A 22,809-nucleotide genomic window follows, 5' to 3' on the forward strand; every position below is an offset into this window, starting at 1 on the left:
CCGTGCTCTTTATTCACTTAAAATTTCAGGCGGCCAGTTTACGGCGGTTATACAAACCGCCCAACAAACCGGTGAAGCATCCGATGAGTAACCCGCTGACGTGCGCGGCGTTGGCGATCTGGCCGAAACCGATCATCGAGACCAGTCCGGACATGCAAATCACCAGCCACACCAGCATCATCACCAGCACGCCTCGCGGCAGGCGATACGCCGGGTTCGGCGCCAGCAACTGGAAAATCCAGCAATGGCCGAGCAAACCGTAGAGCACGCCAGACAAGCCGCCAAACAGGCTCGGGCCGCTCCAGGCAAACTGCGCGTAGTTCGACACCAGGCTGAACAGCAGGGTCAGCCCGAGCAGGTTGATGCTGCCCTGACGTGACTCGATGCGCCGCCCCAGCTCCCAGTACCACATGCCGTTCATGGCCAGGTGCAGGATGCCGAAGTGCAACAGCATCGGCGTGAACAGGCGCCACCACTGCCCCGCCGCCAGACTGTCGGCCAGCGGTGTGAACTGGATGTACTCGCCGACCACGCGGAAGTCGAGGAAGGTCAGCCAACGGACAGTTTCGAGGTTGTCGCCCAGATAGGTCAGGCCGCCGACCAGCAGACTCAGCAGCAGGATCAACCCGGTGGCCTTGGCGTGTTTGAGTTGCTCGGCGAAGCTCGGACGCTTGAAAGTCGGCGCCAGCGGGATGTCCAGTTGCTGATCGGGGTCACCGGCCGGGAAGCGCTCGTACAGCGAACGTACGTCTTCGCTGATTTCCGAAGGTGCCCACAGCACCTGCTCGCCCGCCTCTTCGCTGACTCGATGCGGCACCTGCATCCGTTGCAGCAGTTTGACGAAACCGCTCAGATCCACCGCCAACGGCAGACGCAATACCGCTACCGCACTCATTGCAGCACCTCCGGCCGCTCGACATCGACCCAGACAAATTTATGCGGATCCAGACGTGTTTCCTGATCCAGACGATAGGCCACCAGTTTGCCGTAGAGCACCGCGCTGTAATCGAGACACGCGAGGTTCGGGCGGATCGGCGCCGGTTTGCCGCTACGCCAGTAGTGGCCGACGAACAGCAAGGGCTCGTCAATGCCGTAGCGCAGCAGGTTGTTTTTCTCGCTGGAGGTCAGCGGTTTCTGCGCCACCGGCTCCGGCAGCGCATCTGGCTGGAAGACGATGTCGCCGTAGGTTTTCGGGTCGTCTTCCCAGAATTTGGTGCGGAAGAACGAGCGCACCAGACCGTCGCCGCTGGTCATGGTCAAGCCATCCGGCAGGCGCATGTCGGTGCCGCGCAGCAAGCGGTCGAACACGGTGCAGGCGAAACTGCCGGGCACGGCTGACGCCTGGAGAAAGTGCTCGTCGATGCGCGCATCGGGAAACAGCCCGCGCAATGGTTCGATCAGGCTGGCATCCCAACAGGCGTGCACCACACGGAAGCGCCCGGCATCAACCACCAGCGGCAGCTCGTAGAACCAGTTGAGGAAGTCATGCCAGTCGCCCGGATGGTCTTCGAACTGGGTCAGGGTTTCCTGCAGCAGGCGTGCATGACGCGGCGTGTGCTCTCGGACGAACTGCTTGCCGCTGCCCGGCAGCGCCGGCGTGCTCCAGCCCAGTGCGTTGAATTCGTGATTGCCCATGATGCACAGCGCCTGCCCGGCCTCGACCATGTCGTGGACGATGTGCAGCGCCTCGCGGATTCGCGGGCCACGGTCGATGATGTCGCCGACGAACACGGCCATGCGCGATGGATGCCGCCAGACCCCGCCCTGCTTGTGATAACCGAGTCGGTCAAGCAAGTGTTCGAGGGTCAGGGCGCATCCGTGCACATCACCAATCAAGTCATAACTGCGCGCGGGATCGAGCATCAGTCGCCTCCACCACCCAACTTGCTGCCCCAGCCGAGCTTGGTCCGGCAGACTTCGTAGTAGTTGTGGTCGAGCGGGTGAATCAGCCGCAGCTTCTGGGCTTTCTTGCTGACGGTGATGGTGTCGCCCGGCGCGCAGGTGAAGTGGTTCTGCCCGTCGCAAGAGACTTGCGGGTAGATCTGCATGTTTTTCGACACGACGATTTTCAGCTCACTGTTGCCATCGACCACAATTGGCCGACTCGACAACATATGGGGGTACATCGGCACGATCACAATGGCATCGAGCTTGGGATGCATGATCGGGCCACCAGCGGACAGCGCGTACGCGGTGGAACCGGTCGGCGTGGCGACGATCAGGCCGTCGGCCTTCTGGCTGCAAACGAACTGGCCGTCGATGTACAGCTCGAACTCGATCATCCGCGTCGATTTGCCCGGGTGCAGCACCACGTCGTTCAACGCATCGCCCTGGCCGATGGCCTCGGCATGGCGGCGAACTTCGGCTTGCAGCAGGAAGCGGTTTTCCACCAGATAATGGCCGTCGAGCACCTTGGCCACTTCGACTTCCAGCTCATCGGGACGAATGTCGGTGAGAAAACCGAGGCTGCCCCGGTTGATCCCGAGTACCGGAATATTGTGCTTGGCCAGCGCCCGCGCGGCGCCGAGCAGGCTGCCGTCACCGCCGACGACGATGACCATGTCGCAGACTTCGCCGAGCATCTTGCGTGACGAGGTCTGCAGGCCGTGGCCCGGCAGGACTTCGGCGATGGTGTCTTCGAGAATCACGTGCAGGTGACGATCGAGCAGAAAGCGTTTCAGTCGGCGGACGGTATCCAGCACCTGGGAACTGCCCAGGCGACCGATGATGCCGATATTACGAAATTGCTCCATGGGACCTCTGCGGACAATCGAAAACGCGAAAAACACGATTATGGGCGAAAGCCCGCCATAGACAAAATCCTTTCAGCCTCAAGGGTGCGCGCGTGTTTCAGGCTATGCTCGCAAGATGATCCTGTTTCCCGACCTGCTTCAGTTGCCACACCAATTACGCCATCCCGAAGTGCGTGATCTGGCGTGGGTGATTCTCGCGCCGCCGATGCTGGCCGCGACGCCGTGGCCGCAGCGCCATCCGCTGGCCGGCAGCGACTGGGTCAGTGATCCGCAGCGCCTGGAGCACTGGCTGCGGCAACTTGATCGTGACAGTTATGGTTTGCTGCACTGGCTGTCGCAGGCGCGTACCCGGCGGCTGGGCCTGTATTACGAACGGTTGTGGCAGTTTGCCGTGGAGCATGCGCCGGGCATCGAACTGATTGCCGCCAACCTGCCGATCCGCCGCGAAGGCCACACCCTCGGTGAACTGGACATGCTGCTGCGCAACCGCGACGGTGTGCATCACCTGGAACTGGCGATCAAGCTCTATCTCGGCCCGCAGAATGGCGACGGCCACGACCCGGCGCAGTGGCTGGGGCCGGGCTGTCACGATCGACTGGACCGCAAACTGGCGCATCTGGCCGAACATCAACTGCCGATCTCGGCGCGCCCGGAAAGTCGCGAGGTGCTGGCGAAGCTGGATATCGAGGTGTTCAGTGCGCAGCTGTGGCTGGGCGGATACCTGTTATACCCGTGGCCCGGCACGTCTGCCTCACCGAGCGGCGCGCATCCGCAACATTTGCGCGGGAGCTGGCTGCATCAGAAGGATTGGCCGGCGTTCGTCGCTCAACGTCCGGCCGGGCGCTGGCAACCCCTGCCCCGCCATGCGTGGCTGGCGCCGGCACACTACCCGGCGGATCAGACCTGGAGTGCTGAACATCTGCAGATGTGGCTGGACGACCTGGAACCGATGGCCCCGGCGCAACTGCTGGTGCGCCTGACCGAGAATGCGCAGGGCGAATGGGAAGAGGCGGAGCGGTTGTTTCTGGTGGCGGATCTTTGGCCGAATGTGCCGGGCCAGGTGTGAGAGTTGTAGTGCCTTAACCGGCCCTATCGCGAGCAGGCTCACTCCTACAGGGGAACGCATTCCAAGGTAGGAGTGAGCCTGCTCGCGATTGGGGCAACTCGGTCTAAAGGGATAACCGCAACGCCAAAGCCGCCAAAGTAATCAACAACACCGGCACCGTCAGCACAATCCCGACCTTGAAGTAATAGCCCCAGCCAATCCGGATATTCTTGCGCGCCAGCACATGCAGCCAGAGCAAGGTCGCCAGACTGCCGATCGGGGTGATTTTCGGCCCCAAGTCGCTGCCGATCACGTTGGCGTAGATCATCGCTTCCTTGATCACACCGCTGGCCTGACTGGCATCGATCGACAACAAGCCGATCAGCACTGTCGGCAAGTTGTTCATGATCGACGACAACAGCGCGGTCAGCACCCCTGTGCCCAGCGCCGCCCCCCACACGCCGTACCCGGCAAACACATCCAGCCAGCCGGCCAGATACCCGGTCAGCCCGGCATTGCGCAGGCCATACACCACCAGATACATGCCGAGGGAGAAAATCACGATCTGCCACGGCGCTTCTTTCAGCACCTTGCGCGTGGAAATCTTGTGGCCTCGGGCGGCGATCCCCAGCAGCAGGGCCGCACAGACCGCCGAAATCGCGCTGATCGGGATGCCCAGTTGTTCGAGGAAGAAGCAGCCGATCAACAGAATCACCAGCACTACCCAACCGGCATAGAACGTGGCCTTGTCGTGGATCGCCGTGTGCGGCTGTTCGAGCTGTTCGGGATCGTAAGCCTTGGGAATGTCGCGACGGAAAAACCACATCAGCACGCCCAGCGTCGCGGCCACACTGACGAAGTTGACCGGCACCATCACCGCCGCATAGCGGTTGAAGCCGATGTGAAAGAAGTCCGCCGAAACGATGTTGACCAGGTTCGACACCACCAGCGGCAGGCTCGCGGTGTCGGCGATGAAGCCGGCGCCCATGACGAACGCCAAGGTCGCCGCCGGGGAAAAGCGCAGCGCCAGCAGCATCGAAATCACGATCGGCGTGAGGATCAGCGCCGCGCCGTCATTGGCGAACAACGCCGATACCAGCGCGCCGAGCAGCACCATGAAGGCAAACAGCTTGCGCCCACTGCCCCGCCCCCAGCGCGCCACGTGCAGTGCGGCCCAGGCGAAGAACCCGGCTTCGTCGAGCAGCAGGCTGATGATGATCAGCGCGACGAAGGTGCCGGTGGCGTTCCAGATGATCTGCCACACCAGCGGGATGTCGCTCAAGTGCACGACGCCGAAGATCAGCGCCAGTACCGCGCCAAGCGTCGCGCTCCAGCCGACCCCGAGGCCTTTGGGTTGCCAGATGACAAGGGTAATGGTCAGCAGGAAGATCAGTGACGCAGCGAGCATTCGCGACAGCCTTCAATTATTCAATGAGTGGAGATCCAAACGTGGGAGCGGGCTTGCTCGCGAAGGCGGTGTGTCAGATGACAACTTTGTGTCTGACACACCGCCTTCGCGAGCAAGCCCGCTCCCACAGGATCTCTGTTTTATCGCAGCTCAGACCCGATTATTTCTTGTGTTGTTCCACAAATTTCCCATACGCATTGATGAAATTCTGCAGGAACGGTTTGACCGACTCGCTCAACTTGCCCGCCTCGTCAAACGCCGAACCCGCGCCCCCCAGATACGCTTCCGGCTGCTGCATGCACGGCACATCGAGAAAGACGAAGGACTGGCGCAAATGCTGGTTGGCACCAAAACCGCCAATCGCCCCCGGCGACACGCTGATCACCGCACCCGGTTTGCCGCTCCAGACGGCTTTGCCATACGGCCGTGAACCCACGTCAATCGCATTCTTCAAAGGCGCCGGCACCGAGCGGTTATATTCCGGGGTGACGAACAGCACCGCGTCGGAAGAACCGACTTCCTGGCGGAAAGTGCTGTAGGCTGCCGGCGGTGAATCGCCGTCGATGTCTTCGTTATAGAGTGGCAGGTCGCCAATCTCGACAATCTTCAGTTTGAGGTTCGCCGGTGCCAGCTCGGCCAGCGCCAGCGCGACTTTGCGGTTGATCGATGCTTTGCGCAGGCTGCCGACGACTACAGCGACGTTGTAGACATTGCTCATGGAAGACTCTCGACTGTCGGTGGGAAGAGCCAGTAGTTATAGATGATTCAATGACAGTTTCACCAGCGAGCAAGGGAAATTCCTGCGCGCTGATTATTTTTTTCCTGTAGGAAAACTTACAGGGCTTGATGACGGTCTACCAAGCCGCAAATCAAGCGTTTTATCTCCAGAGGTTCTAAGCAGATGGCAGCAGTACTCGTCGGTCAGTTCCATGCAAGAGATGCGGAAGGCCGCGTTTATTCCGTGCATGAGTTCCAGGAATCCACCCCGTCGGCAGACGGTTCCACTGGCTCGGAGCCTATTTACAAACTGGCCATTGGCGATCGCGTCAACAAAGTCAGTGACACCGAGTTTCTCCTGGTTCAGTCAGGTATCACCCTGACCCGCGAGCCTGAGACAACCGTCGCGTCATAACTGGCCGTTATGAGCAGAAGTCATATGCGCAGACTTGGGGTAGGATTCAGCCACTGACCCCACCTGCTGAACATGGACTTCACGCATGCGTTTACGTCATATCGAAGTGATTCAGGCGCTCTTGCAGACCGGTCACCTGGGCACCGCCGCCGAATGGCTGCAGCTCCCGGTGACCGAGGTCGAAGAGCGTTTGCGCGAAGCCGAGAGCGAGTTGGGGTTCATGCTGTTCGCCAGCGTACGCGGCCGGCTGCAATCGACGCCTGAAGCGCGGGCGTTGCAGGTGGAAATCGCTCACGTCTATCAGGCGCTGGAGCCGGTGCAGCGTCTGGCCAGCAGCCTCAAGCAATACCTCGCCCCGCCCCTGCGCATCATCGGCACCCCGCCGCTGGCGCAACAGCTGTTGCCGCAAAGTATCGCGCTGCTGCGCCGACGCTTGCCCGACGCTCCTTGCCGCTTGCTCAGCTCTGCGACCTGCGACATCGTCCGCAGCCTGCTGCTGCGCGAAAGCGATCTGGGCCTGAGCCTGCACGATCCGGAACACCCCGACATCCACTGCCAGCCATTGGCCCACGGCAAGCTGCAACTGCTCGCGCCCCACGGCTGGCTGCAACCGAAGCAGAAATACATTTCCCTGCAGGATCTCGCTGGCCAGGCAATGGTCGGCCTCGAAGGCCACGACCCGTTGAGCCCGGCGCTGGAGAACAAACTCCAGGCCCTGCGCCCGGCGCCGAGCATCCAGACCCGAGTACAAACCCATCAGATGATGCGCAGCATGGTCGAGGCCGGCGAAGGCCTGGCCATCGTCGACCCGTTCACCGCTCTCGGCGCGCGGACGAGCGGGCTGGATGTCTGCCCGTTGTCACCGGCGGTGCCGATCAGCCTGTATGCGCTGACCTACCGACACAGCGCCATGCCGGCCGCGATTCAGACCCTGCTGACGATCGTCACGGAACAAGCCGAGGCGATGCTGGCGAGCTGAGCGAATGTTCCAGCGGGTTATCGAACAGTCGATACCAGAACAACGCAATTTCCGCGGTGTTCGGATCAATCCCGCGATAACGTAGATGGTCGATACCGCCAATCTCGTAGCCACAACGCTCATACAAACGACAGGCGCCGAGGTTGTTGTTCTGGGTTTCGAGCATGATCCCCGGCAGTTTTTTCTTGCGACTCCAGAACTGCGCGACATCCAGCAGCGCCTTGGCCACACCATGCCGGCGCGCCGGTGCGTGTACCGCCAGCTCATCGATATGGGCAAAGCCGTTCCAGTTGGTGCTGATCACCAGATGACCGACCGGCTCATCATCGAGATACGCCATGAAAATCGCGCTGTCGGCGGCATCGCGATAGCTGCTGAACTCTTCAGGATCAATGCCGTAGCACTTGCGGTACGGCACGATCGGCGTCACCGCCCAGCGCTCGACCGGTTGACCAATGACGGCGGCACCGTACGCGGCCACCTCGAAACTGAAGTCGCTGCCCCAGATGTACGCCGCGAAACCATCGTCGGCGACGCGCACCGACAGCCCTGGGTATTTCGGATTCATGACCGGTTGCATACTCGGAAAAGTCCTCATTCCTTGACGCAATCGACGGTGTACTGCCGTCCATTGCCCTCGTCTTCATGTTGCAGTCCATGCACATCAGCGACAAAACCGGGGAAGCTGCTATCGAACGTGCGGGCGAACTTCAGGTAGTCAATGATCGAGCGGGTTGCCTCGGTAAAGCGCTCGCCGGGCATGATCAATGGAATTCCCGGTGGATACGGCACCAGCATCACCGCCGCGATCCTTCCTTCCAGCTCATCGATCGGCACCGCCTCGACTTCGCCGCGCACCAGATGATCATAGGCATGGGCCGGCTTCATGGCGATTTCCGGCAGCACCGTGTACATGCGTTTCAGATGTTTGGCGGTGGCGTTGCTGCGGTAACAGGCGTGCAGTTGATCGCACAGGTCACGCAGGCCCATGCCGCGATAGCGCGCGGTGTCTTGCTGCGCCACGCACGGCAGGCAGGTCGCGAGACTGATGTTGGCGTCGTAACTGCGCTTGAACTCCAGCAACTCGGTGAGCAGCGTGCTCCACTTGCCTTTGGTGATGCCCATCGAGAACAGCACCAGGAACGAATACAGCCCGGTCTTCTCCACCACCAGCCCGCGCTCCCAGAGAAACTTGCTGACCACCGCTGCCGGGATGCCCTTCTCGCTCAGCGCGCCACCGGCATTCAACCCGGGCATGACCAGGGTCACTTTGATCGGGTCGAGCAGCACATAGTCGTCACTGACTTCGCCGAAGCCGTGCCAGTCGGCGTCCGGCTGCAGCAGCCAGTCTTCAGTCTGCACCCGGTCGATGCCTTCGACGCCGGGCGGCTGCCAGATCGAGAACCACCAGTCGTCCGCCGCAATGTGCTGGCGCAGATTGGCCAGCGCCCGGCGAAAACTCAGCGCTTCATCGAAGGTTTCCTGCAACAGCGAACGCCCGGCCGGGCCTTCCATCATCGCCGAGGCCACATCCAGCGAAGCGATGATGCTGTACTGCGGCGAGGTTGAGATGTGCATCATGAACGCTTCGTTGAAACGGTCACGGTCCAGTTGCCGCGCGCCGCCGTCCTGCACATGAATCATCGAGGCCTGGCTGAACGCGGCGAGCAGCTTGTGCGTGGAGTGAGTGGTGAACACCAGCGGGCTGTCCTCGGTGCGCGAGGTGGCCATGCCATAACGCCCGGCGAAGAACTCGTGAAACGCCGCGTAGGCGTACCACGCCTCATCGAAATGCAGCACTTCAACGCTATTGCCCAGGCTCTGTTTGATCAGCTCGGCGTTGTAGCACAGGCCGTCGTAGGTCGAATTGGTCACCACCGCCAGTTTGACTTTCGGCGCCCGGCCCTTGGTCAGCGGGCTGGCGTCGATCTTCGCCTGAATCGATTCGCGACTGAATTCGCTCAGCGGAATCGGGCCGATGATCCCCAGCTCATTGCGCTCCGGGCACAGATACAGCGGGATTGCGCCGGTCATGATGATCGCGTGCAGCACCGACTTGTGGCAGTTGCGATCGACCAGCACCAGATCATCCCGACCGACCATCGAGTGCCAGACGATCTTGTTGGCGGTCGAGGTGCCATTGATCACGAAAAACGTGTGATCGGCGCCGAAGTTGCGCGCGGCGCGCTCTTCGGCTTCGGCCAGCGGCCCAGTGTGATCGAGCAGTGAACCGAGTTCCGGCACCGATACCGACAAGTCCGAACGCAGGGTGTTTTCACCAAAGAACTGATGAAACGCCTGCCCCACCGGACTCTTGTGATAGGCCACGCCACCGCCATGCCCGGGGGTGTGCCAGGAATAGTTGGAGTCGGCGGTGTGCTGCACCAGCGCCTTGAAAAACGGCGGCAGCAGACCGTCCAGATACTTGCGCGCCGCCCGCGCCACTTGCCGCGCCAGAAACGGCACAGTGTCTTCGAACAGATAGAGAATGCCGCGCAGTTGATTGAGCTCGGCCATGGCATCGGCGGGGGCGTTTTCCAGAGTGACCTGTTCGCCGAGGGCAAAGATCGGCAGATCCGGCGCGCGCACCCGCGCCAGGCCGATCAGTTCGGCCATGTTCTGCAGCAGATGCGAGTTGGTGCTGGCGTCTTCGGCAGCGATCAGCATGCACGCCAGACCATGATGGGTGGAGGCCACCAACCGCCCTTCGGTGTAGTCGATGGCCGAAACGATATTGAAACCTTCCTGCTCCAACTCCCGGGCGATGCCACGGATACGGTCACCGGCGACCGTGTCGGCCTTGATGTCGCGGTGGACGATCAACACCGGAAACTTCAAATCTTTGTACATGAGGCTCAGTGTCCCGAGGCGGCGGATCAAAGTCTGCCAATGCACTCAGGGTAGAGGGTTGCAGCGAAAGTGGCGAGGGTGGCCAGTTGGCTTCATTCAGCCTGACTCGGCTTTTGTGGCGAGGGAGCTTGCTCCCGCTGGGGCGCGAAGCGGCCCCCAGTATTCGTTCAGCATCAATAGTGCATTCAGGTTTTATGACTGCTTCGAGCCAAGCGGGAGCAAGCTCCCTCGCCACAGAGGGGGTCAAGCTTGAGCATCAGCCTCGGCAATCTGCGTCCACAGCGCCGGACCGCCCGCCGACTTGGCGATGATTTCCAGCCGCGCCATATGCGCCGCCAGTTCCTCTTCCGTCGCCCGAATGATCCGCGCAGGCTGACGACTCGCCGGCAGACGACGGATTTCGGTGGCGGAGTTGTCCGCGCCCTCGCCCGTGCCATTGCCGTCGGAAGCGTTGCCGGCCAGCGACAGACTGGTCTGGCCACCGGTCATGGTCAGGTAGACGTCGGCGAGAATCTCCGAGTCGAGCAAGGCGCCGTGCAGTTCACGGCCAGAGTTGTCGACGCCATAACGTTTGCACAAGGCGTCGAGGCTGTTGCGCTGCCCCGGGTGACGTTCCCGAGCCATCATCAGGGTGTCGAGGATGGTGCAATGCTGGGTGATGTCAGCGCGATCGTGCTGACCCATCAAGGCAAATTCGTTGTTGATGAAGCCAACGTCGAACGCCGCGTTATGGATGATCAGCTGCGCGCCGTTGATGAACTCGAAGAACTCGTCGGCCACTTCGGCGAAACGCGGTTTGCCGACGAGGAATTCGTTGGTGATGCCGTGAACGCCGATCGCGCCCTCGTCACTCTCGCGATCCGGTTGCAGGTAAACGTGAAAGTGCCGACCCGTCAGGCGCCGACCGATCAGTTCGACACAGCCGATTTCAATGATCCGGTGACCATCGGTCACCGGCATGCCGGTGGTTTCGGTATCGAGTACAACGGATCTGGTGGCCATCAGTGTTCAATTCTCAACGGGGTCAATCGTACAAAAGCGGTGATGTTAACACGCTCGGTGGGGGTGTTTCAGTCAGACCGTGTCGCCCCATTCGCGAGCAGGCTCGCTCCCACAGGGAAGCGCATTCCAATGTGGGAGCGAGCCTGCTCGCGAATGGGCCGTACCACAGTGCAGCGCCGTTAATCAGCTCTGCTTGTACCCGCGAACCTCATCCACCCCACGGTTGGCCAATTGGTCAGCCCGTTCGTTACCGTGATGACCAATGTGCCCGCGCACCCACTTCCAGGTGACCTTGTGGCGACTGACCTGCTCATCCAGCTCTTTCCACAGATCAGCGTTTTTCACCGGCTCTTTCGCCGCTGTCTTCCAGCCGCGTTTTTTCCAGTTGGCCATCCACTCGTTGATGCCTTTCATCACGTATTGCGAGTCGGTCACCAGCAGCACTTCGCACGGCCGCTTCAAGGCTTCGAGGCCACGGATGGCGCCGAGCAGTTCCATGCGGTTGTTGGTGGTGTTGGCTTCGCCGCCCCACAGTTCCTTTTCGACGCCCTTGCACACCAGCAAGGCGCCCCAGCCGCCTGGGCCGGGGTTGCCCTTGCAGGCACCGTCGGTGAACAGTTCTACGCTATCGACGCTTTCGCTCATGCCACTCTATCCAGAAAAATGCCTGGCCCCGTCAATCGCGGATCGACGATGGCCGCGGCCGGAACAAGTCCGGCCACTATAAAAAGAAGGTTTACGGTTCGATACGACGGCGGTTGACCTTGGCCATCGGCAGCGGAATCAGCTTGCCCATCGGCTCGCGGCGCTCCTGACGCACCGGACGCAGGCCCACCACGATCTTGCGCGCGACCAATAAATAGAAGCCACCGCCCGACAGTTGCCAGTCGCCGGCCTTGCGTTCCCAGCCGGCCAGTCGGGCCTGCCACTTGGGCGACGCGAGCGGCGGACGATAGCACCCGAAGCGGCGTTTCTCCAGCGCAAAGCCCAGCAGATTGAGCCAGTCGGCGACCCGCGATGGCGAGATGCAGCGTGCCTGGCGCAAGGCGTCGTGGGCAAATACGTGGCGCAAACCCCAGGTGCTCCAGGGGTTGATGCCGATGATCAGCAGATGCCCGCCGGGGCGTACACTGCTTGCCGCTTCGCGCAGCAAACCGTGGGGCGACAGACAGAAATCCAGACCGTGCTGCAACACCACCACGTCGGCGGCGTGCTCGCTCAACGGCCAGGCCTGTTCCTCGCAGACGATCTCGACACCCGGCAACGGCGCGCCGAGCCGCACGTTGCGCTGTACCTGCGGCGCCGACGGCGGAGTCTGGGCCGACGGCCCGTAATGCACCAGATAGCCGCCGAAGAACCGCCCCAACTCGTCTTCGAGCATGCGCCGTTCTTCATCCAGCAGAAATTGCCCGAGCGGGCCGGCCAGCCATTCTCGGGCCGCGCCGATCAACGCCAGCCAGTCGGGATCGGCCTGAGCGAACGCTTTATCGGTCATGTCATTCTCCAACGCCGCTAGAAGCTCTAAGATGCGCCAATGTTTTCCGCTTGGCGAATTCCGACGATGATACAGATCAGTGCCCTGCCCGCGTTCACCGACAACTACATCTGGTTGTTACAGGATCACCGCAGCCAGCGCTGCGCCGTGGTCGACCCGGGCGATGCCGCGCCGGTGCAGGCCTGGCTGGCCGCACACCCGGGCTGGGTACTGAGCGACATTCTGATCACCCATCACCATCACGATCACGTCGGCGGCGTCGAACGCCTGAAAGCGGCGAGTGGCGCCAAAGTCTACGGCCCGGCCAGCGAAAACATCCCGGGGCGCGACGTGGCGCTCAAGGACAACGACACGGTCAGCGTCCTCGGCTGGGATTTCGATGTCTATGCGGTGCCCGGTCACACCCTCGGCCACATCGCCTATTACCACCACGGCCTGCTGTTTTGCGGCGACACCCTGTTCGCCGCAGGTTGCGGACGCCTGTTCGAAGGCACGCCGGAGCAGATGCACCACTCGCTCGGCCGTCTCGCTGCCCTGCCCGAGGATACGCTGGTGTATTGCACCCATGAATACACCCTGAGCAATCTGAAATTTGCTGCGGCAGTCGAACCGAGCAACCCGGACATTGCCGCCCGTCTGGAAAAAGTCACCCGGCAACGGGAAAAAGGCGTGATGACCCTGCCCTCTACCCTGGCCCTGGAAAAGCTCACAAATCCGTTTTTGCGTACCGCTGAAACATTAGTTACACAAAAAGTGGACGAACGGGCAGGCGCTCAAAACCGGGCGCCGAGTGAGGTTTTTGCGGCTCTGCGGGCATGGAAAGATAAGTTCTAAGTGACTCACCAGTTGGTACAAAAATTCTGAATGGTTGACCGCAGGGGGTGCGCTTTCTAGAATCGCCCGACATTTTTGCCCGGAACTTACTTCCAGCCAATGTCGTCATCCATACGTAAGTCCGTCAATTCAGACACGCTGACCCGCCTGGCGCAAGCCATCGCGGTGGCTGTGTCCGCCACGTTGGCGGGCTGTTCCAGCCATGCTCCGCAGCCTGAAGCGAGCCATACGCCGAACATTGCTGCGCGAGCCAAGCAGAAACCGATCTGGCTCAGCGAAAAGCCTAGCCCGCAGGTGCCTCAGGACATCTGGGAGCGCATGCGCGGTGGTTTCCAGCTGCAGGACGGCCTGGGCGTCAACCCGCGCATCGAGCAGCAGCGGCTGTGGTTTGCCAGCAACCCGTCCTTTCTGGAGAACGCCGGCGAACGCGGCAGTCTCTACATTCATTACATCGTCGAGCGTCTCGAAGAGCGCAACATGCCGCTGGAGCTGGCCCTGCTGCCAGTGATCGAGAGCGCCTACAACCCGATGGCCTATTCCCGGGCCGACGCTTCGGGCCTGTGGCAATTCATTCCGTCCACCGGTCGTTACTACAACCTGCGCCAGACCCGCTTCTATGATGGCCGTCGCGATATCACCGCCTCGACCACCGCCGCGATGGACTACCTGACTCGCCTGCACGACATGTTCAACGGTGACTGGCTGCTGGCCCTGGCGGCCTATAACGCCGGTGAAGGCACGGTCAGCCGCGCCATCGAGCGTAATGAGAAGCTTGGCCTGCCGACCGACTACTGGAACCTGTCGTCGTTGCCGGCGGAAACCCAGGCCTACGTGCCGAAGCTGCTGGCCCTGTCGCAAGTGGTGCTGGCCCCGGAAGCCTACGGGGTGAACCTCAACCCGATCGCCAACGAACCCTATTTCCAGGTCGTCGAAATCAACCAGCGCATGGACCTGTCCAAGGTCGCAGCGGTGGCCAACATCGACGAAGACGAGCTGTTCCAGCTCAACCCGGCTTTCAAGCAGCGCACCACCATCGACGGTCCTCAGCATCTGCTGGTGCCGACGTCCAAGGCGCAATTGCTGACCGCCAGCCTGCAGACCATGCGGCCTGAAGAGCTGATCAGCCCGCGTTCGCTGAAGCCGGTGTTCGACGGTGCCGACCCGACTGAAGTGGCGAAGCTCAAGCGCGCCTATCGGGTCAAACGCGGCGACAATCTCGGTTCCATCGCCAAGGCCAACAAGGTCGAAGTCAAGGACCTGCAGCGCTGGAACAAGCTGACCGGCAAAAACCTCAAGGTCGGCCAGACCCTGCTGATGCAGGACAACACCAAGCGCACCCCGGCGCGCAGCGGTCGCCGGGTCAACACGGTGATCGCTGCCAACAGCAAGCCCAAAGGCAAGGCCGACAGTCAGCAGCAGACCCAGTACAAGGTCAAGCGTGGCGACACCCTGTACGTGGTGGCCAAGCGTTTCAACGTCGAGATGCAGCATCTCAAGCGCTGGAACCCGGGTGCCGGCAAGGCCCTCAAGCCTGGGCAGATGCTCACGGTCTACCAGCCGCACTGACAGAAGAGCCCCTGAATTTTCAGGGGCTTTTTTTCGCCTGGCGCCTGGCTTGATTTTGTTGGCGTCCTCAAAACTTCTCCCCCTCACCCCAACCCTCTCCCCCAAGGGGGCGACGGGAAAAGGGAGCAGATTGGGGGCTTTTTCAAACCTGAGTTCAACTCGATATTTCAGGTCGGCGTACTTCTCATAAACACCTCGGTCAGTCCCCTCTCCCTCCGGGAGAGGGTTAGGGTGAGGGGCTCTTGGCCTTGCCGATTAACCCCACATTAACCTCTGTCTTTTTCCTGTCCAGACAAGCTGTTACTGTACGGCCCACAAAGCCCAAGCCGCCTGGATCGGATCTGACTTGAAGCGTCCCCTCCTCCTGCTCCTGATCAGCCTGGCCTTGAGCTCACCCGCAAGCGCGACGATTACCGAAAGTCACGGTTATGCGCAGTTCGGCACGCTCAAGTACCCGGCCAGATTTACCCACTTCGACTGGGTCAACCCGCAAGCGCCCAAGGGCGGTACGTTGCGGGTGATGGCGTTCGGCACCTTCGATACGGTCAATCCATACACGTTCAAGGGCACCAGCCCGGTCACCACACCGAATTTCCTGCAGTACGGCATCAACGAGCTGAACGAGCCGCTGATGGTCGGCACCGGCCAGTATTCGCCGTCCGGTGACGAACCGGCGTCCAGTTATGGCTTAATCGCGCAATCGGTGGAGTACAGCGAAGATCGCAGCTGGGTGGTGTTCAATCTGCGCCCGGAAGCACGCTTTCACGACGGCACCCAGATCACCGCTTACGACGTGGCGTTCTCCTACCGAACACTGCTCAAGGACGGACACCCGCTGTACCGCACCGCCCTGCAGGAAGTCTCGCGGGTCGACATCCTCAACCCGCAGCGCATACGTTTCGTGATGAAACGCTCGGGCAATCCGTTACTGATCCTGCGCCTCGGCGAGTTGCCGGTGCTGCCGCAGCATTACTGGAAGGATCGCGACTTCAAGGCCACCACCTTCGAACCACCGCTGGGCAGCGGCCCGTACCGCATCACCTCAGTGACGCCGGGGCGGCAGCTGATTTTCGAGCGGGTCAAGGATTACTGGGGCAAGGACCTGCCGGTCAATCGCGGCAAGTACAACTTCGATCGCATGGAAGTCGAGTTCTACCGCGACAGCGACGTGGCCTTCGAAGCGTTCAAGGCCGGCGAATTCGACATCTACATCGAGCATCAGGCGAAGAACTGGGCCAACGGCTACAACTTTCCGGCGGTGCGCCGTGGCGAAGTGATCAAGGCGCAGATTCCACACCAGATCCCGACCCAGAGCCAGGGCCTGTTCATGAACACCCGACGCGCGACCTTCAGCGACGTCAAGGTGCGCGAAGCGCTGGGCCTGATGTTCGACTTCGAATGGACCAACCGCGCGCTGTTCAGCGATGCCTACCAGCGCACCACCAGCTACTACCCTAACAGCGAGTTTTCCGCGACGGGGCTGCCGGTCGGGCATGAATGGCTGATGCTCAAGCCGTACAAGGATCAGTTGCCCGCGAAGCTGTTCACCGAGCCGTTCAGCCTGCCGCAAACCGATGGCCGTGGCATCCCGCGAGAGACCATGCGCAAGGCCCTGGCCCTGCTCGCCGAGGCCGGCTGGAAGCTCAACGGCCAGCGCCTGCAAAACACCGCAGGGCAGCCGCTGAGCTTCGAACTGTTGCTGGTCAATCCGAACCTTGAGCGGATCCTCCAGCCCTATATCGAGAACCTCAACAGCATCGGCATCGACGCGCGCCTGCGCACGGTGGATCGCGCTCAATACAAACAGCGCCTGGACCAGTTCGATTTCGACATGATCCTGATGACCCTCAACCAGACCCTCAGCCCGGGTCTGGAGCAATGGCAGTACTTCCATTCCAGTCAGGTCGGGGTCAAGGGCAGCAAGAATTACGCCGGTATTGCCAACCCGGTGGTCGATCACCTGCTCGAACAATTGCTCGCCGCGCAAACCCGCGACGAACAGGTCGCCGCCGGCAAGGCGCTGGACCGCGTGCTGCTCTGGCAGCACTACAGCATTCCCAACTGGTACCTCAATTATCACCGACTGGCCTACCGCAACCGGTTGGCCTTCGTCACCACGCCGCCCTACACCCTGGGCCTGAGCGCGTGGTGGCTGAAATCTTCGGAGAACAATAAATGACGCCCATCCGCGCCCTGCTCGTGCAGGCCAGCGGTCTGCTGTTCGCCGGGCTGGCGATTGCCGCCCCGCAACACGCTGTGACCCTGTACAACGAGCCGCCGAAATACCCGGCGGACTTCAAGCAGTTCGATTACGTGAACCCCGACGCGCCCAAGGGCGGGATCTTCCGTCAGGCCGGGTTCGGCGGCTTCGACAGCCTCAACCCGTTCATCAGCAAAGGCGTGCCGGCCGATGACGTCGGGCAGATCTACGACACCCTGACCAAGCACAGTCTCGACGAACCGTTCACCGAGTACGGCCTGATCGCCGCGAAGATCGAGAAAGCCCCGGACAACAGCTGGGTGCGTTTCTACCTGCGCCCGGAAGCGCGTTTTCACGATGGCCATCCGGTGCGCGCCGAAGACGTGGTGTTCAGCTTCCAGACCCTGACCAAGGACGGCTCGCCGCTGTTTCGCGGCTACTACAGCGATGTCGAAGAGGCCATCGCCGAAGACCCGCTCAAGGTGCTGTTCAAGTTCAAGCACACCAACAATCGCGAGTTACCGCTGATCCTCGGTCAGCTCCCGGTGCTGCCGAAACACTGGTGGGCCAATCGTGATTTTTCCAAGGGCAATCTGGAGATCCCGCTGGGCAGCGGCCCGTACAAGGTCGCCGAAGTGAAAGCCGGGCGCTCGGTGCGCTATGAACGGGTCAAGGACTACTGGGGCAAGGATCTGCCGGTCAATCGCGGGTTCTACAACTTCGACGTAATGACCACCGATTACTACCGCGACAACACCGTCGCCGTCGAAGCGCTGAAGGCCGGCCAGTTCGATTACTGGCTGGAAATGACCGCGAAGAACTGGGCCAACGCCTACAACATCCCGGCGGTCACCGAAGGCCGCTTGATCAAGGAACAGATCGCCAACAGCAACCCGACCGGCATGCAGGGCTTCGTTTTCAACTTGCGCCGTCCGGTGTTTCAGGATGTGCGGGTGCGTCAGGCGCTCGGCCTGCTGTTCGATTTCGAGTGGACCAACAAGCAGCTGTTCAACGGTGCCTACTTCCGCACCCGCAGCTATTTCGAGAACTCGGAAATGGCCGCCACCGGCCTGCCCGACGTCGAACAACGGGCGATCCTCGAACCGTTTCGCAGCAAGCTGCCGGCGCAGGTGTTCAGCGAAGCCTTCGAGAACCCGAAGACCGACGCCAGCGGCATGATCCGCGCACAGCAGCGCGAGGCCTATCAATTGCTGCAAGAGGCTGGCTGGAAGATCGTCGACGACAAAATGGTCGACGCCAGCGGCAAACCGGTGGTCATCGAGTTCCTCCTGGCACAAACCGAATTCGAACGCGTGCTGCTGCCGTTCAAACGCAATCTGGCTGACCTTGGCATCGACCTGGTGATCCGCCGCGTCGACGTTTCGCAGTACATCAACCGCGTGCGTTCGCGGGACTTCGACATGATGGTCGGCAGCTTCCCGCAATCCAACTCGCCGGGCAACGAGCAGCGCGAATTCTGGATGAGCGCCGCCGCCGACAAACCGAGCAGCCGCAACACCATGGGCCTGAAGGATCCGATCGTCGATCACCTGGTGGAAAACCTGATCAACGCCGATTCGCGCAGCAGCCTGGTGGCGCATGCGCGGGCGCTGGATCGGGTGCTGCAATGGGGTTACTACGTGGTCCCCAACTGGCACATCAAGACCTGGCGCGTGGCGTACTGGAACCACATCGGTCACCCGAAAGTCTCGCCCAAATACGACATCGGGATTAACACCTGGTGGGTCAAGCCTGACGCGAAACCCGCCATAGAAGTCGAAACCAAACTGCAAGCCGACCCTGTGGGCACGGAGTAATCAGATGCTGGCGTATATCTTTCGGCGACTGCTGCTGATCATCCCGACCCTGTTCGGCATCCTGCTGATCAACTTCGTAATCATCCAGGCCGCGCCCGGCGGCCCGGTGGAGCAGATGATCGCCAAGCTCGAAGGCTTCGAAGGCGCCACCAGCCGCATCGCCGGTGGCGGTGCCGAGGTCTCGGTGGCCGGCTCCGCGTATCGTGGCGCGCAAGGCCTCGACCCGGCGCTGATCAAGGAAATCGAGCACATGTACGGGTTCGACAAGTCGGCCCCGGAACGTCTGTGGATCATGGTCAAGAACTACGCGAAGCTGGATTTCGGCGACAGTTTTTTCCGTGACGCCAAGGTCATCGACCTGATCAAGGAAAAGATGCCGGTGTCGATCTCGCTCGGGCTGTGGAGCACGCTGATCATGTACCTGGTGTCGATCCCGCTGGGGATCGCCAAGGCCACGCGGCACGGCAGCCACTTCGACGTGTGGACCAGTTCGGCGATCATCATCGGCTACGCGATTCCGGCGTTCCTCTTTGCGATTCTGCTGATCGTGGTGTTTGCCGGCGGCAGTTATCTGGACTGGTTCCCGCTACGCGGGCTGACCTCGAACAACTTCGATGAACTGAGCCTGGGCGGCAAGATCCTCGACTACTTCTGGCACCTCGCGCTGCCGGTAACCGCGCTGGTGATCGGCAACTTCGCGACCATGACCCTGCTGACCAAAAACAGCTTCCTCGACGAGATCAACAAGCAGTACGTGGTCACCGCCAAGGCCAAGGGCCTGACGCGCAATCGCGTGCTCTACGGCCACGTGTTCCGCAACGCCATGCTGCTGGTGATTGCCGGGTTTCCGTCGGCGTTCATCGGCATCTTCTTCACCGGCTCGTTGCTGGTGGAGGTGATTTTCTCCCTCGACGGTCTGGGTCTGATGAGTTTCGAAGCGGCGATCAACCGCGATTACCCGGTGGTGTTCGGCACTCTGTTCATCTTCACCCTGCTCGGCCTGGTGGTGAAACTGATCGGCGATCTCACCTACACCCTGGTCGATCCGCGCATCGACTTCGCCAGCCGGGAGCATTGAGATGAACCTGTCCCCTCTCAACCGCCGCCGGTTCGAACTGTTCAAGGCCAACAAGCGTGGCTGGTGGTCGCTGTGGCTGTTTCTGATCCTGTTCGGCCTGAGCCTCGGTGCCGAACTGATCGCCAACGACAAGCCGCTGGTGGTGCATTACGACAACCACTGGTACTTCCCGGCGATCAAGCGCTACCCGGAAACCACCTTCGGCGGCGAATTCCCGCTGGAAGCCAACTACAAGAGCCCGTACATCCGCGAACTGCTCAAGGCCAAGGATGCGTGGGTGTTGTGGGCGCCGATCCCCTACAGCTACCAGAGCATCAACTACGACCTGAAAGTCCCGGCCCCAGCCCCGCCGTCGGCGGACAACCTGCTCGGCACCGACGATCAGGGCCGCGATGTGCTCGCGCGGGTGATCTACGGCTTCCGCATTTCCGTACTGTTTGCCCTGACGCTGACCGTGCTCAGCTCGATCATCGGCGTGATCGCCGGCGCGCTGCAGGGTTTCTATGGCGGCTGGGTCGATCTGGCCGGGCAACGCTTTCTGGAGATCTGGTCGGGATTGCCGGTGCTGTACCTGCTGATCATCCTTGCCAGTTTCGTCCAGCCGAATTTCTGGTGGCTGCTGGGGATCATGCTGCTGTTTTCGTGGATGAGCCTGGTCGACGTGGTGCGCGCCGAGTTCCTGCGCGGCCGTAACCTTGAATACGTGCGCGCCGCGCGGGCACTGGGCATGCAGAACGGTGCGATCATGTTCCGCCACATCCTGCCCAACGCGATGGTCTCGACCATGACCTTCATGCCGTTCATTCTTACCGGCGCCATCGGCACCCTGACCGCGCTGGATTTCCTCGGTTTCGGTTTGCCGGCCGGCAGTCCGTCGCTGGGTGAACTGGTGGCCCAGGGCAAATCCAACTTGCAGGCACCATGGCTGGGCATGAGCGCGTTCGCGGTGCTGGCGCTGATGTTGAGTTTGCTGGTGTTTATCGGCGAGTCCGCTCGCGATGCCTTCGACCCGAGGAAGTGAAATGAATCAGGACAATCTGATCGAAGTGCGCGACCTCGCCGTCGAGTTCGGCTTCAACGAGCGGCTGCACCGGGTGGTCGAGGGCGTGAGCTTCGACATCAAACGCGGCGAAACCCTGGCCCTGGTCGGCGAGTCCGGCTCGGGCAAATCGGTGACGGCGCACTCGATCCTGCGCCTGCTGCCCTACCCGCTGGCCCGCCATCCAGCCGGCAGCATCAACTATGCCGGGCAGAATCTGCTCGGCCTGAGCGAAAAAACCATCCGGCATATTCGTGGCAACCGCATCGCGATGATCTTTCAGGAGCCGATGACCTCGCTCAACCCGCTGCACTCGATCGAGAAGCAGATCAACGAGATCCTCGGCATCCACAAGGGTCTGAGCGGCAAAGTCGCGACCAAGCGCACTTTGGAGCTGCTGGAGATGGTCGGCATTCCCGAGCCGCACAAACGCCTCAAGGCCCTGCCCCACGAATTGTCCGGCGGCCAGCGCCAGCGGGTGATGATCGCCATGGCGTTGGCCAACGAGCCGGAACTGCTGATCGCCGACGAACCGACCACCGCACTGGACGTGACCGTTCAGCTGAAAATCCTCGATTTGCTCAAGGAACTTCAGGCTCGATTGGGCATGTCGCTGCTACTGATCAGTCACGATTTGAACCTGGTGCGAAGAATTGCGCATCGCGTATGTGTCATGCAGCGCGGTTGCATCGTCGAACAGGCATCGTGCGCAGAGCTGTTCCGTTCGCCGCAGCATCCGTACACTCGGGAATTGCTCGGCGCGGAGCCCAGCGGAGGCCCGGCGACCAATAAAATCGGGGCGCCGCTGCTCGAAGTCGAGAACCTCAAAGTCTGGTTCCCGATCAAGAAAGGCCTGCTCAAGCGCACGGTGGATTACATCAAGGCAGTGGACGGCATCAATTTCAGCCTGCCTCAGGGTCAGACGCTGGGGATCGTGGGGGAAAGCGGTTCCGGCAAATCCACCCTCGGTCTGGCAATTTTGCGGCTGATCGGCAGCAAAGGCGCGATTCGCTTTGAGGGCAAACAGCTAGACTGCCTGACGCAGAACGAGGTTCGCCCGTTGCGTCGGGAGATGCAGGTGGTGTTTCAGGATCCGTTCGGCAGCCTGAGTCCGCGGATGTGCGTGAGCGACATCGTTGGCGAAGGCCTGCGGATTCACAAGATGGGCACCGCCGCCGAGCAGGAAGCGGCGATTATTGCGGCATTGAAGGAGGTAGGTCTGGATCCGGAAACCCGGCACCGCTACCCTCACGAATTTTCCGGTGGGCAACGGCAACGTATCGCCATTGCCCGGGCTTTGGTGCTGAAACCGGCGCTGATCCTGCTGGACGAGCCGACTTCCGCGCTCGACCGCACGGTGCAGCGGCAAGTGGTGGAGCTGTTGCGTTCACTGCAAGCCAAGTACAACCTGACGTATTTGTTCATCAGCCATGACCTGGCTGTCGTCAAAGCGCTGAGCCACCAGTTGATGGTGGTCAAGCATGGCCAAGTGGTCGAACAGGGAGACGCGCAAGATATTTTTGCCGCCCCCAAACATCCGTATACACAGCAGTTGCTGGAAGCCGCTTTTTTGGCACCAGCCACTGCGCAATAACCTGAAAGAGGAGCAAC

20 protein-coding genes are annotated in these 22,809 nt (G+C 61.3%); 10 read left to right on the top strand and 10 right to left on the bottom strand.

The genetic code is table 11. The features are described from left to right. Nucleotides 1–25: 25 nt before the first annotated feature. From AC3WMV_RS23865 to AC3WMV_RS23875, 3 genes are read right to left on the bottom strand one after another with little or no spacing between them, the layout of a single operon-like run. The gene (locus AC3WMV_RS23865; RefSeq protein WP_103369003.1) at nt 26–895 is read right to left on the bottom strand and encodes a rhomboid family intramembrane serine protease; all 870 of its coding nucleotides are present in this window, start codon (nt 893–895) and stop codon (nt 26–28) included. Continuing rightward, nucleotides 892–1,866: a metallophosphoesterase gene (locus tag AC3WMV_RS23870; RefSeq protein ID WP_371917819.1), complete on the bottom strand. Its 975-nt coding sequence runs from the start codon at nt 1,864–1,866 to the stop codon at nt 892–894. Before AC3WMV_RS23870 ends, AC3WMV_RS23865 begins: the two co-directional genes overlap by 4 nt. Then, on the bottom strand, nt 1,863–2,753 hold the full coding sequence (locus AC3WMV_RS23875; protein WP_003224174.1) for an NAD(+) kinase: 891 nt from the start codon (nt 2,751–2,753) through the stop codon (nt 1,863–1,865). The genes AC3WMV_RS23870 and AC3WMV_RS23875 overlap by 4 nt, the downstream gene beginning before the upstream one ends. Before the next feature lie 115 nt (nt 2,754–2,868). Between AC3WMV_RS23875 and AC3WMV_RS23880 the strand changes: the two genes are divergently transcribed. Then, nucleotides 2,869–3,819, top strand: a complete 951-nt coding sequence (locus AC3WMV_RS23880) for a DUF1853 family protein (RefSeq protein ID WP_103369002.1) — start codon at nt 2,869–2,871, stop codon at nt 3,817–3,819. Between the two features lie 103 nt (nt 3,820–3,922). On the opposite strand, the gene AC3WMV_RS23885 is transcribed toward AC3WMV_RS23880, so the two are convergent. Together AC3WMV_RS23885 and AC3WMV_RS23890 are read right to left on the bottom strand one after the other, a co-directional pair. Continuing rightward, entirely contained in the window at nt 3,923–5,206 is a 1,284-nt protein-coding gene (locus AC3WMV_RS23885; protein ID WP_097087915.1) for an arsenic transporter, read from the bottom strand. A gap of 160 nt (nt 5,207–5,366) precedes the next feature. Further along, nucleotides 5,367–5,924: an NADPH-dependent FMN reductase gene (locus tag AC3WMV_RS23890; RefSeq protein WP_027613142.1), complete on the bottom strand. Its 558-nt coding sequence runs from the start codon at nt 5,922–5,924 to the stop codon at nt 5,367–5,369. Nucleotides 5,925–6,107: 183 nt separating this feature from the next. Here AC3WMV_RS23890 and AC3WMV_RS23895 point away from each other — a divergent pair, with 183 nt between their 5' ends. Beyond that, nucleotides 6,108–6,338: a hypothetical protein gene (locus AC3WMV_RS23895; RefSeq protein WP_007965845.1), complete on the top strand. Its 231-nt coding sequence runs from the start codon at nt 6,108–6,110 to the stop codon at nt 6,336–6,338. Between the two features lie 85 nt (nt 6,339–6,423). Further along, a complete protein-coding gene (locus AC3WMV_RS23900) occupies nt 6,424–7,317 on the top strand; it encodes a LysR substrate-binding domain-containing protein (RefSeq protein ID WP_103369373.1) in 894 nt (297 codons plus the stop codon). Here AC3WMV_RS23900 and AC3WMV_RS23905 read toward each other — a convergent pair. The 5 genes from AC3WMV_RS23905 to AC3WMV_RS23925 form a co-directional block, all read right to left on the bottom strand. Then, nucleotides 7,283–7,897 (bottom strand): GNAT family N-acetyltransferase, encoded by a 615-nt coding sequence (locus tag AC3WMV_RS23905; protein WP_103369374.1) that lies wholly within the window; start codon nt 7,895–7,897, stop codon nt 7,283–7,285. The two genes, AC3WMV_RS23900 and AC3WMV_RS23905, sit on opposite strands and share 35 nt — an antisense overlap. Before the next feature lie 14 nt (nt 7,898–7,911). Continuing rightward, nucleotides 7,912–10,167 carry an Orn/Lys/Arg family decarboxylase gene (locus AC3WMV_RS23910; RefSeq protein ID WP_103369375.1) on the bottom strand — a complete coding sequence of 752 codons (2,256 nt, stop codon included), beginning with the start codon at nt 10,165–10,167 and terminating at the stop codon, nt 7,912–7,914. A gap of 243 nt (nt 10,168–10,410) precedes the next feature. Beyond that, on the bottom strand, nt 10,411–11,169 hold the full coding sequence (gene dnaQ / locus AC3WMV_RS23915) for a DNA polymerase III subunit epsilon (RefSeq protein ID WP_027613146.1): 759 nt from the start codon (nt 11,167–11,169) through the stop codon (nt 10,411–10,413). Nucleotides 11,170–11,352: 183 nt separating this feature from the next. Next, nucleotides 11,353–11,814, bottom strand: a complete 462-nt coding sequence (gene rnhA, locus AC3WMV_RS23920; RefSeq protein WP_085608960.1) for a ribonuclease HI — start codon at nt 11,812–11,814, stop codon at nt 11,353–11,355. 91 nt (nt 11,815–11,905) lie between these two features. Further along, complete coding sequence (locus tag AC3WMV_RS23925) at nt 11,906–12,664, bottom strand: methyltransferase domain-containing protein (protein ID WP_003224159.1); 759 nt, start codon at nt 12,662–12,664, stop codon at nt 11,906–11,908. Between the two features lie 66 nt (nt 12,665–12,730). Here AC3WMV_RS23925 and gloB point away from each other — a divergent pair, with 66 nt between their 5' ends. From gloB to AC3WMV_RS23960, 7 genes are all read left to right on the top strand, one after another. Further along, on the top strand, nt 12,731–13,498 hold the full coding sequence (gloB, locus tag AC3WMV_RS23930) for a hydroxyacylglutathione hydrolase (protein ID WP_096795961.1): 768 nt from the start codon (nt 12,731–12,733) through the stop codon (nt 13,496–13,498). Nucleotides 13,499–13,597: 99 nt separating this feature from the next. Next, nucleotides 13,598–15,064, top strand: coding sequence for a LysM peptidoglycan-binding domain-containing protein (locus AC3WMV_RS23935; protein WP_103369376.1), 1,467 nt, complete (start codon nt 13,598–13,600; stop codon nt 15,062–15,064). Between the two features lie 346 nt (nt 15,065–15,410). Continuing rightward, nucleotides 15,411–17,243: an extracellular solute-binding protein gene (locus AC3WMV_RS23940; RefSeq protein WP_096795959.1), complete on the top strand. Its 1,833-nt coding sequence runs from the start codon at nt 15,411–15,413 to the stop codon at nt 17,241–17,243. Next, nucleotides 17,240–19,081, top strand: coding sequence for an extracellular solute-binding protein (locus AC3WMV_RS23945; protein WP_103369377.1), 1,842 nt, complete (start codon nt 17,240–17,242; stop codon nt 19,079–19,081). Before AC3WMV_RS23940 ends, AC3WMV_RS23945 begins: the two co-directional genes overlap by 4 nt. A gap of 4 nt (nt 19,082–19,085) precedes the next feature. Continuing rightward, a complete protein-coding gene (locus AC3WMV_RS23950; protein ID WP_003224148.1) occupies nt 19,086–20,159 on the top strand; it encodes a microcin C ABC transporter permease YejB in 1,074 nt (357 codons plus the stop codon). 1 nt (nt 20,160) lies between these two features. Continuing rightward, nucleotides 20,161–21,180: an ABC transporter permease gene (locus AC3WMV_RS23955; RefSeq protein ID WP_007965317.1), complete on the top strand. Its 1,020-nt coding sequence runs from the start codon at nt 20,161–20,163 to the stop codon at nt 21,178–21,180. A 1-nt stretch (nt 21,181) separates the two neighbouring features. Further along, nucleotides 21,182–22,792, top strand: coding sequence for an ABC transporter ATP-binding protein (locus tag AC3WMV_RS23960; protein WP_103369378.1), 1,611 nt, complete (start codon nt 21,182–21,184; stop codon nt 22,790–22,792). Nucleotides 22,793–22,809 lie beyond the last annotated feature (17 nt).

The organism is Pseudomonas sp. FW305-3-2-15-E-TSA4 (assembly GCF_058787295.1).

What these genes read in the sequence shown, in the direction of transcription:
- AC3WMV_RS23865 (WP_103369003.1), bottom strand. Translation starts at nt 895, where the DNA reads ATGAGTGCGGTAGCGGTATTGCGTCTGCCGTTGGCGGTGGATCTGAGC.
- AC3WMV_RS23875 (WP_003224174.1), bottom strand. Translation starts at nt 2,753, where the DNA reads ATGGAGCAATTTCGTAATATCGGCATCATCGGTCGCCTGGGCAGTTCC.
- AC3WMV_RS23880 (WP_103369002.1), top strand. Translation starts at nt 2,869, where the DNA reads ATGATCCTGTTTCCCGACCTGCTTCAGTTGCCACACCAATTACGCCAT.
- AC3WMV_RS23885 (WP_097087915.1), bottom strand. Translation starts at nt 5,206, where the DNA reads ATGCTCGCTGCGTCACTGATCTTCCTGCTGACCATTACCCTTGTCATC.
- AC3WMV_RS23890 (WP_027613142.1), bottom strand. Translation starts at nt 5,924, where the DNA reads ATGAGCAATGTCTACAACGTCGCTGTAGTCGTCGGCAGCCTGCGCAAA.
- AC3WMV_RS23895 (WP_007965845.1), top strand. Translation starts at nt 6,108, where the DNA reads ATGGCAGCAGTACTCGTCGGTCAGTTCCATGCAAGAGATGCGGAAGGC.
- AC3WMV_RS23900 (WP_103369373.1), top strand. Translation starts at nt 6,424, where the DNA reads ATGCGTTTACGTCATATCGAAGTGATTCAGGCGCTCTTGCAGACCGGT.
- AC3WMV_RS23905 (WP_103369374.1), bottom strand. Translation starts at nt 7,897, where the DNA reads ATGCAACCGGTCATGAATCCGAAATACCCAGGGCTGTCGGTGCGCGTC.
- AC3WMV_RS23910 (WP_103369375.1), bottom strand. Translation starts at nt 10,167, where the DNA reads ATGTACAAAGATTTGAAGTTTCCGGTGTTGATCGTCCACCGCGACATC.
- dnaQ (WP_027613146.1), bottom strand. Translation starts at nt 11,169, where the DNA reads ATGGCCACCAGATCCGTTGTACTCGATACCGAAACCACCGGCATGCCG.
- rnhA (WP_085608960.1), bottom strand. Translation starts at nt 11,814, where the DNA reads ATGAGCGAAAGCGTCGATAGCGTAGAACTGTTCACCGACGGTGCCTGC.
- AC3WMV_RS23925 (WP_003224159.1), bottom strand. Translation starts at nt 12,664, where the DNA reads ATGACCGATAAAGCGTTCGCTCAGGCCGATCCCGACTGGCTGGCGTTG.
- gloB (WP_096795961.1), top strand. Translation starts at nt 12,731, where the DNA reads ATGATACAGATCAGTGCCCTGCCCGCGTTCACCGACAACTACATCTGG.
- AC3WMV_RS23935 (WP_103369376.1), top strand. Translation starts at nt 13,598, where the DNA reads ATGTCGTCATCCATACGTAAGTCCGTCAATTCAGACACGCTGACCCGC.
- AC3WMV_RS23945 (WP_103369377.1), top strand. Translation starts at nt 17,240, where the DNA reads ATGACGCCCATCCGCGCCCTGCTCGTGCAGGCCAGCGGTCTGCTGTTC.
- AC3WMV_RS23950 (WP_003224148.1), top strand. Translation starts at nt 19,086, where the DNA reads ATGCTGGCGTATATCTTTCGGCGACTGCTGCTGATCATCCCGACCCTG.
- AC3WMV_RS23955 (WP_007965317.1), top strand. Translation starts at nt 20,161, where the DNA reads ATGAACCTGTCCCCTCTCAACCGCCGCCGGTTCGAACTGTTCAAGGCC.
- AC3WMV_RS23960 (WP_103369378.1), top strand. Translation starts at nt 21,182, where the DNA reads ATGAATCAGGACAATCTGATCGAAGTGCGCGACCTCGCCGTCGAGTTC.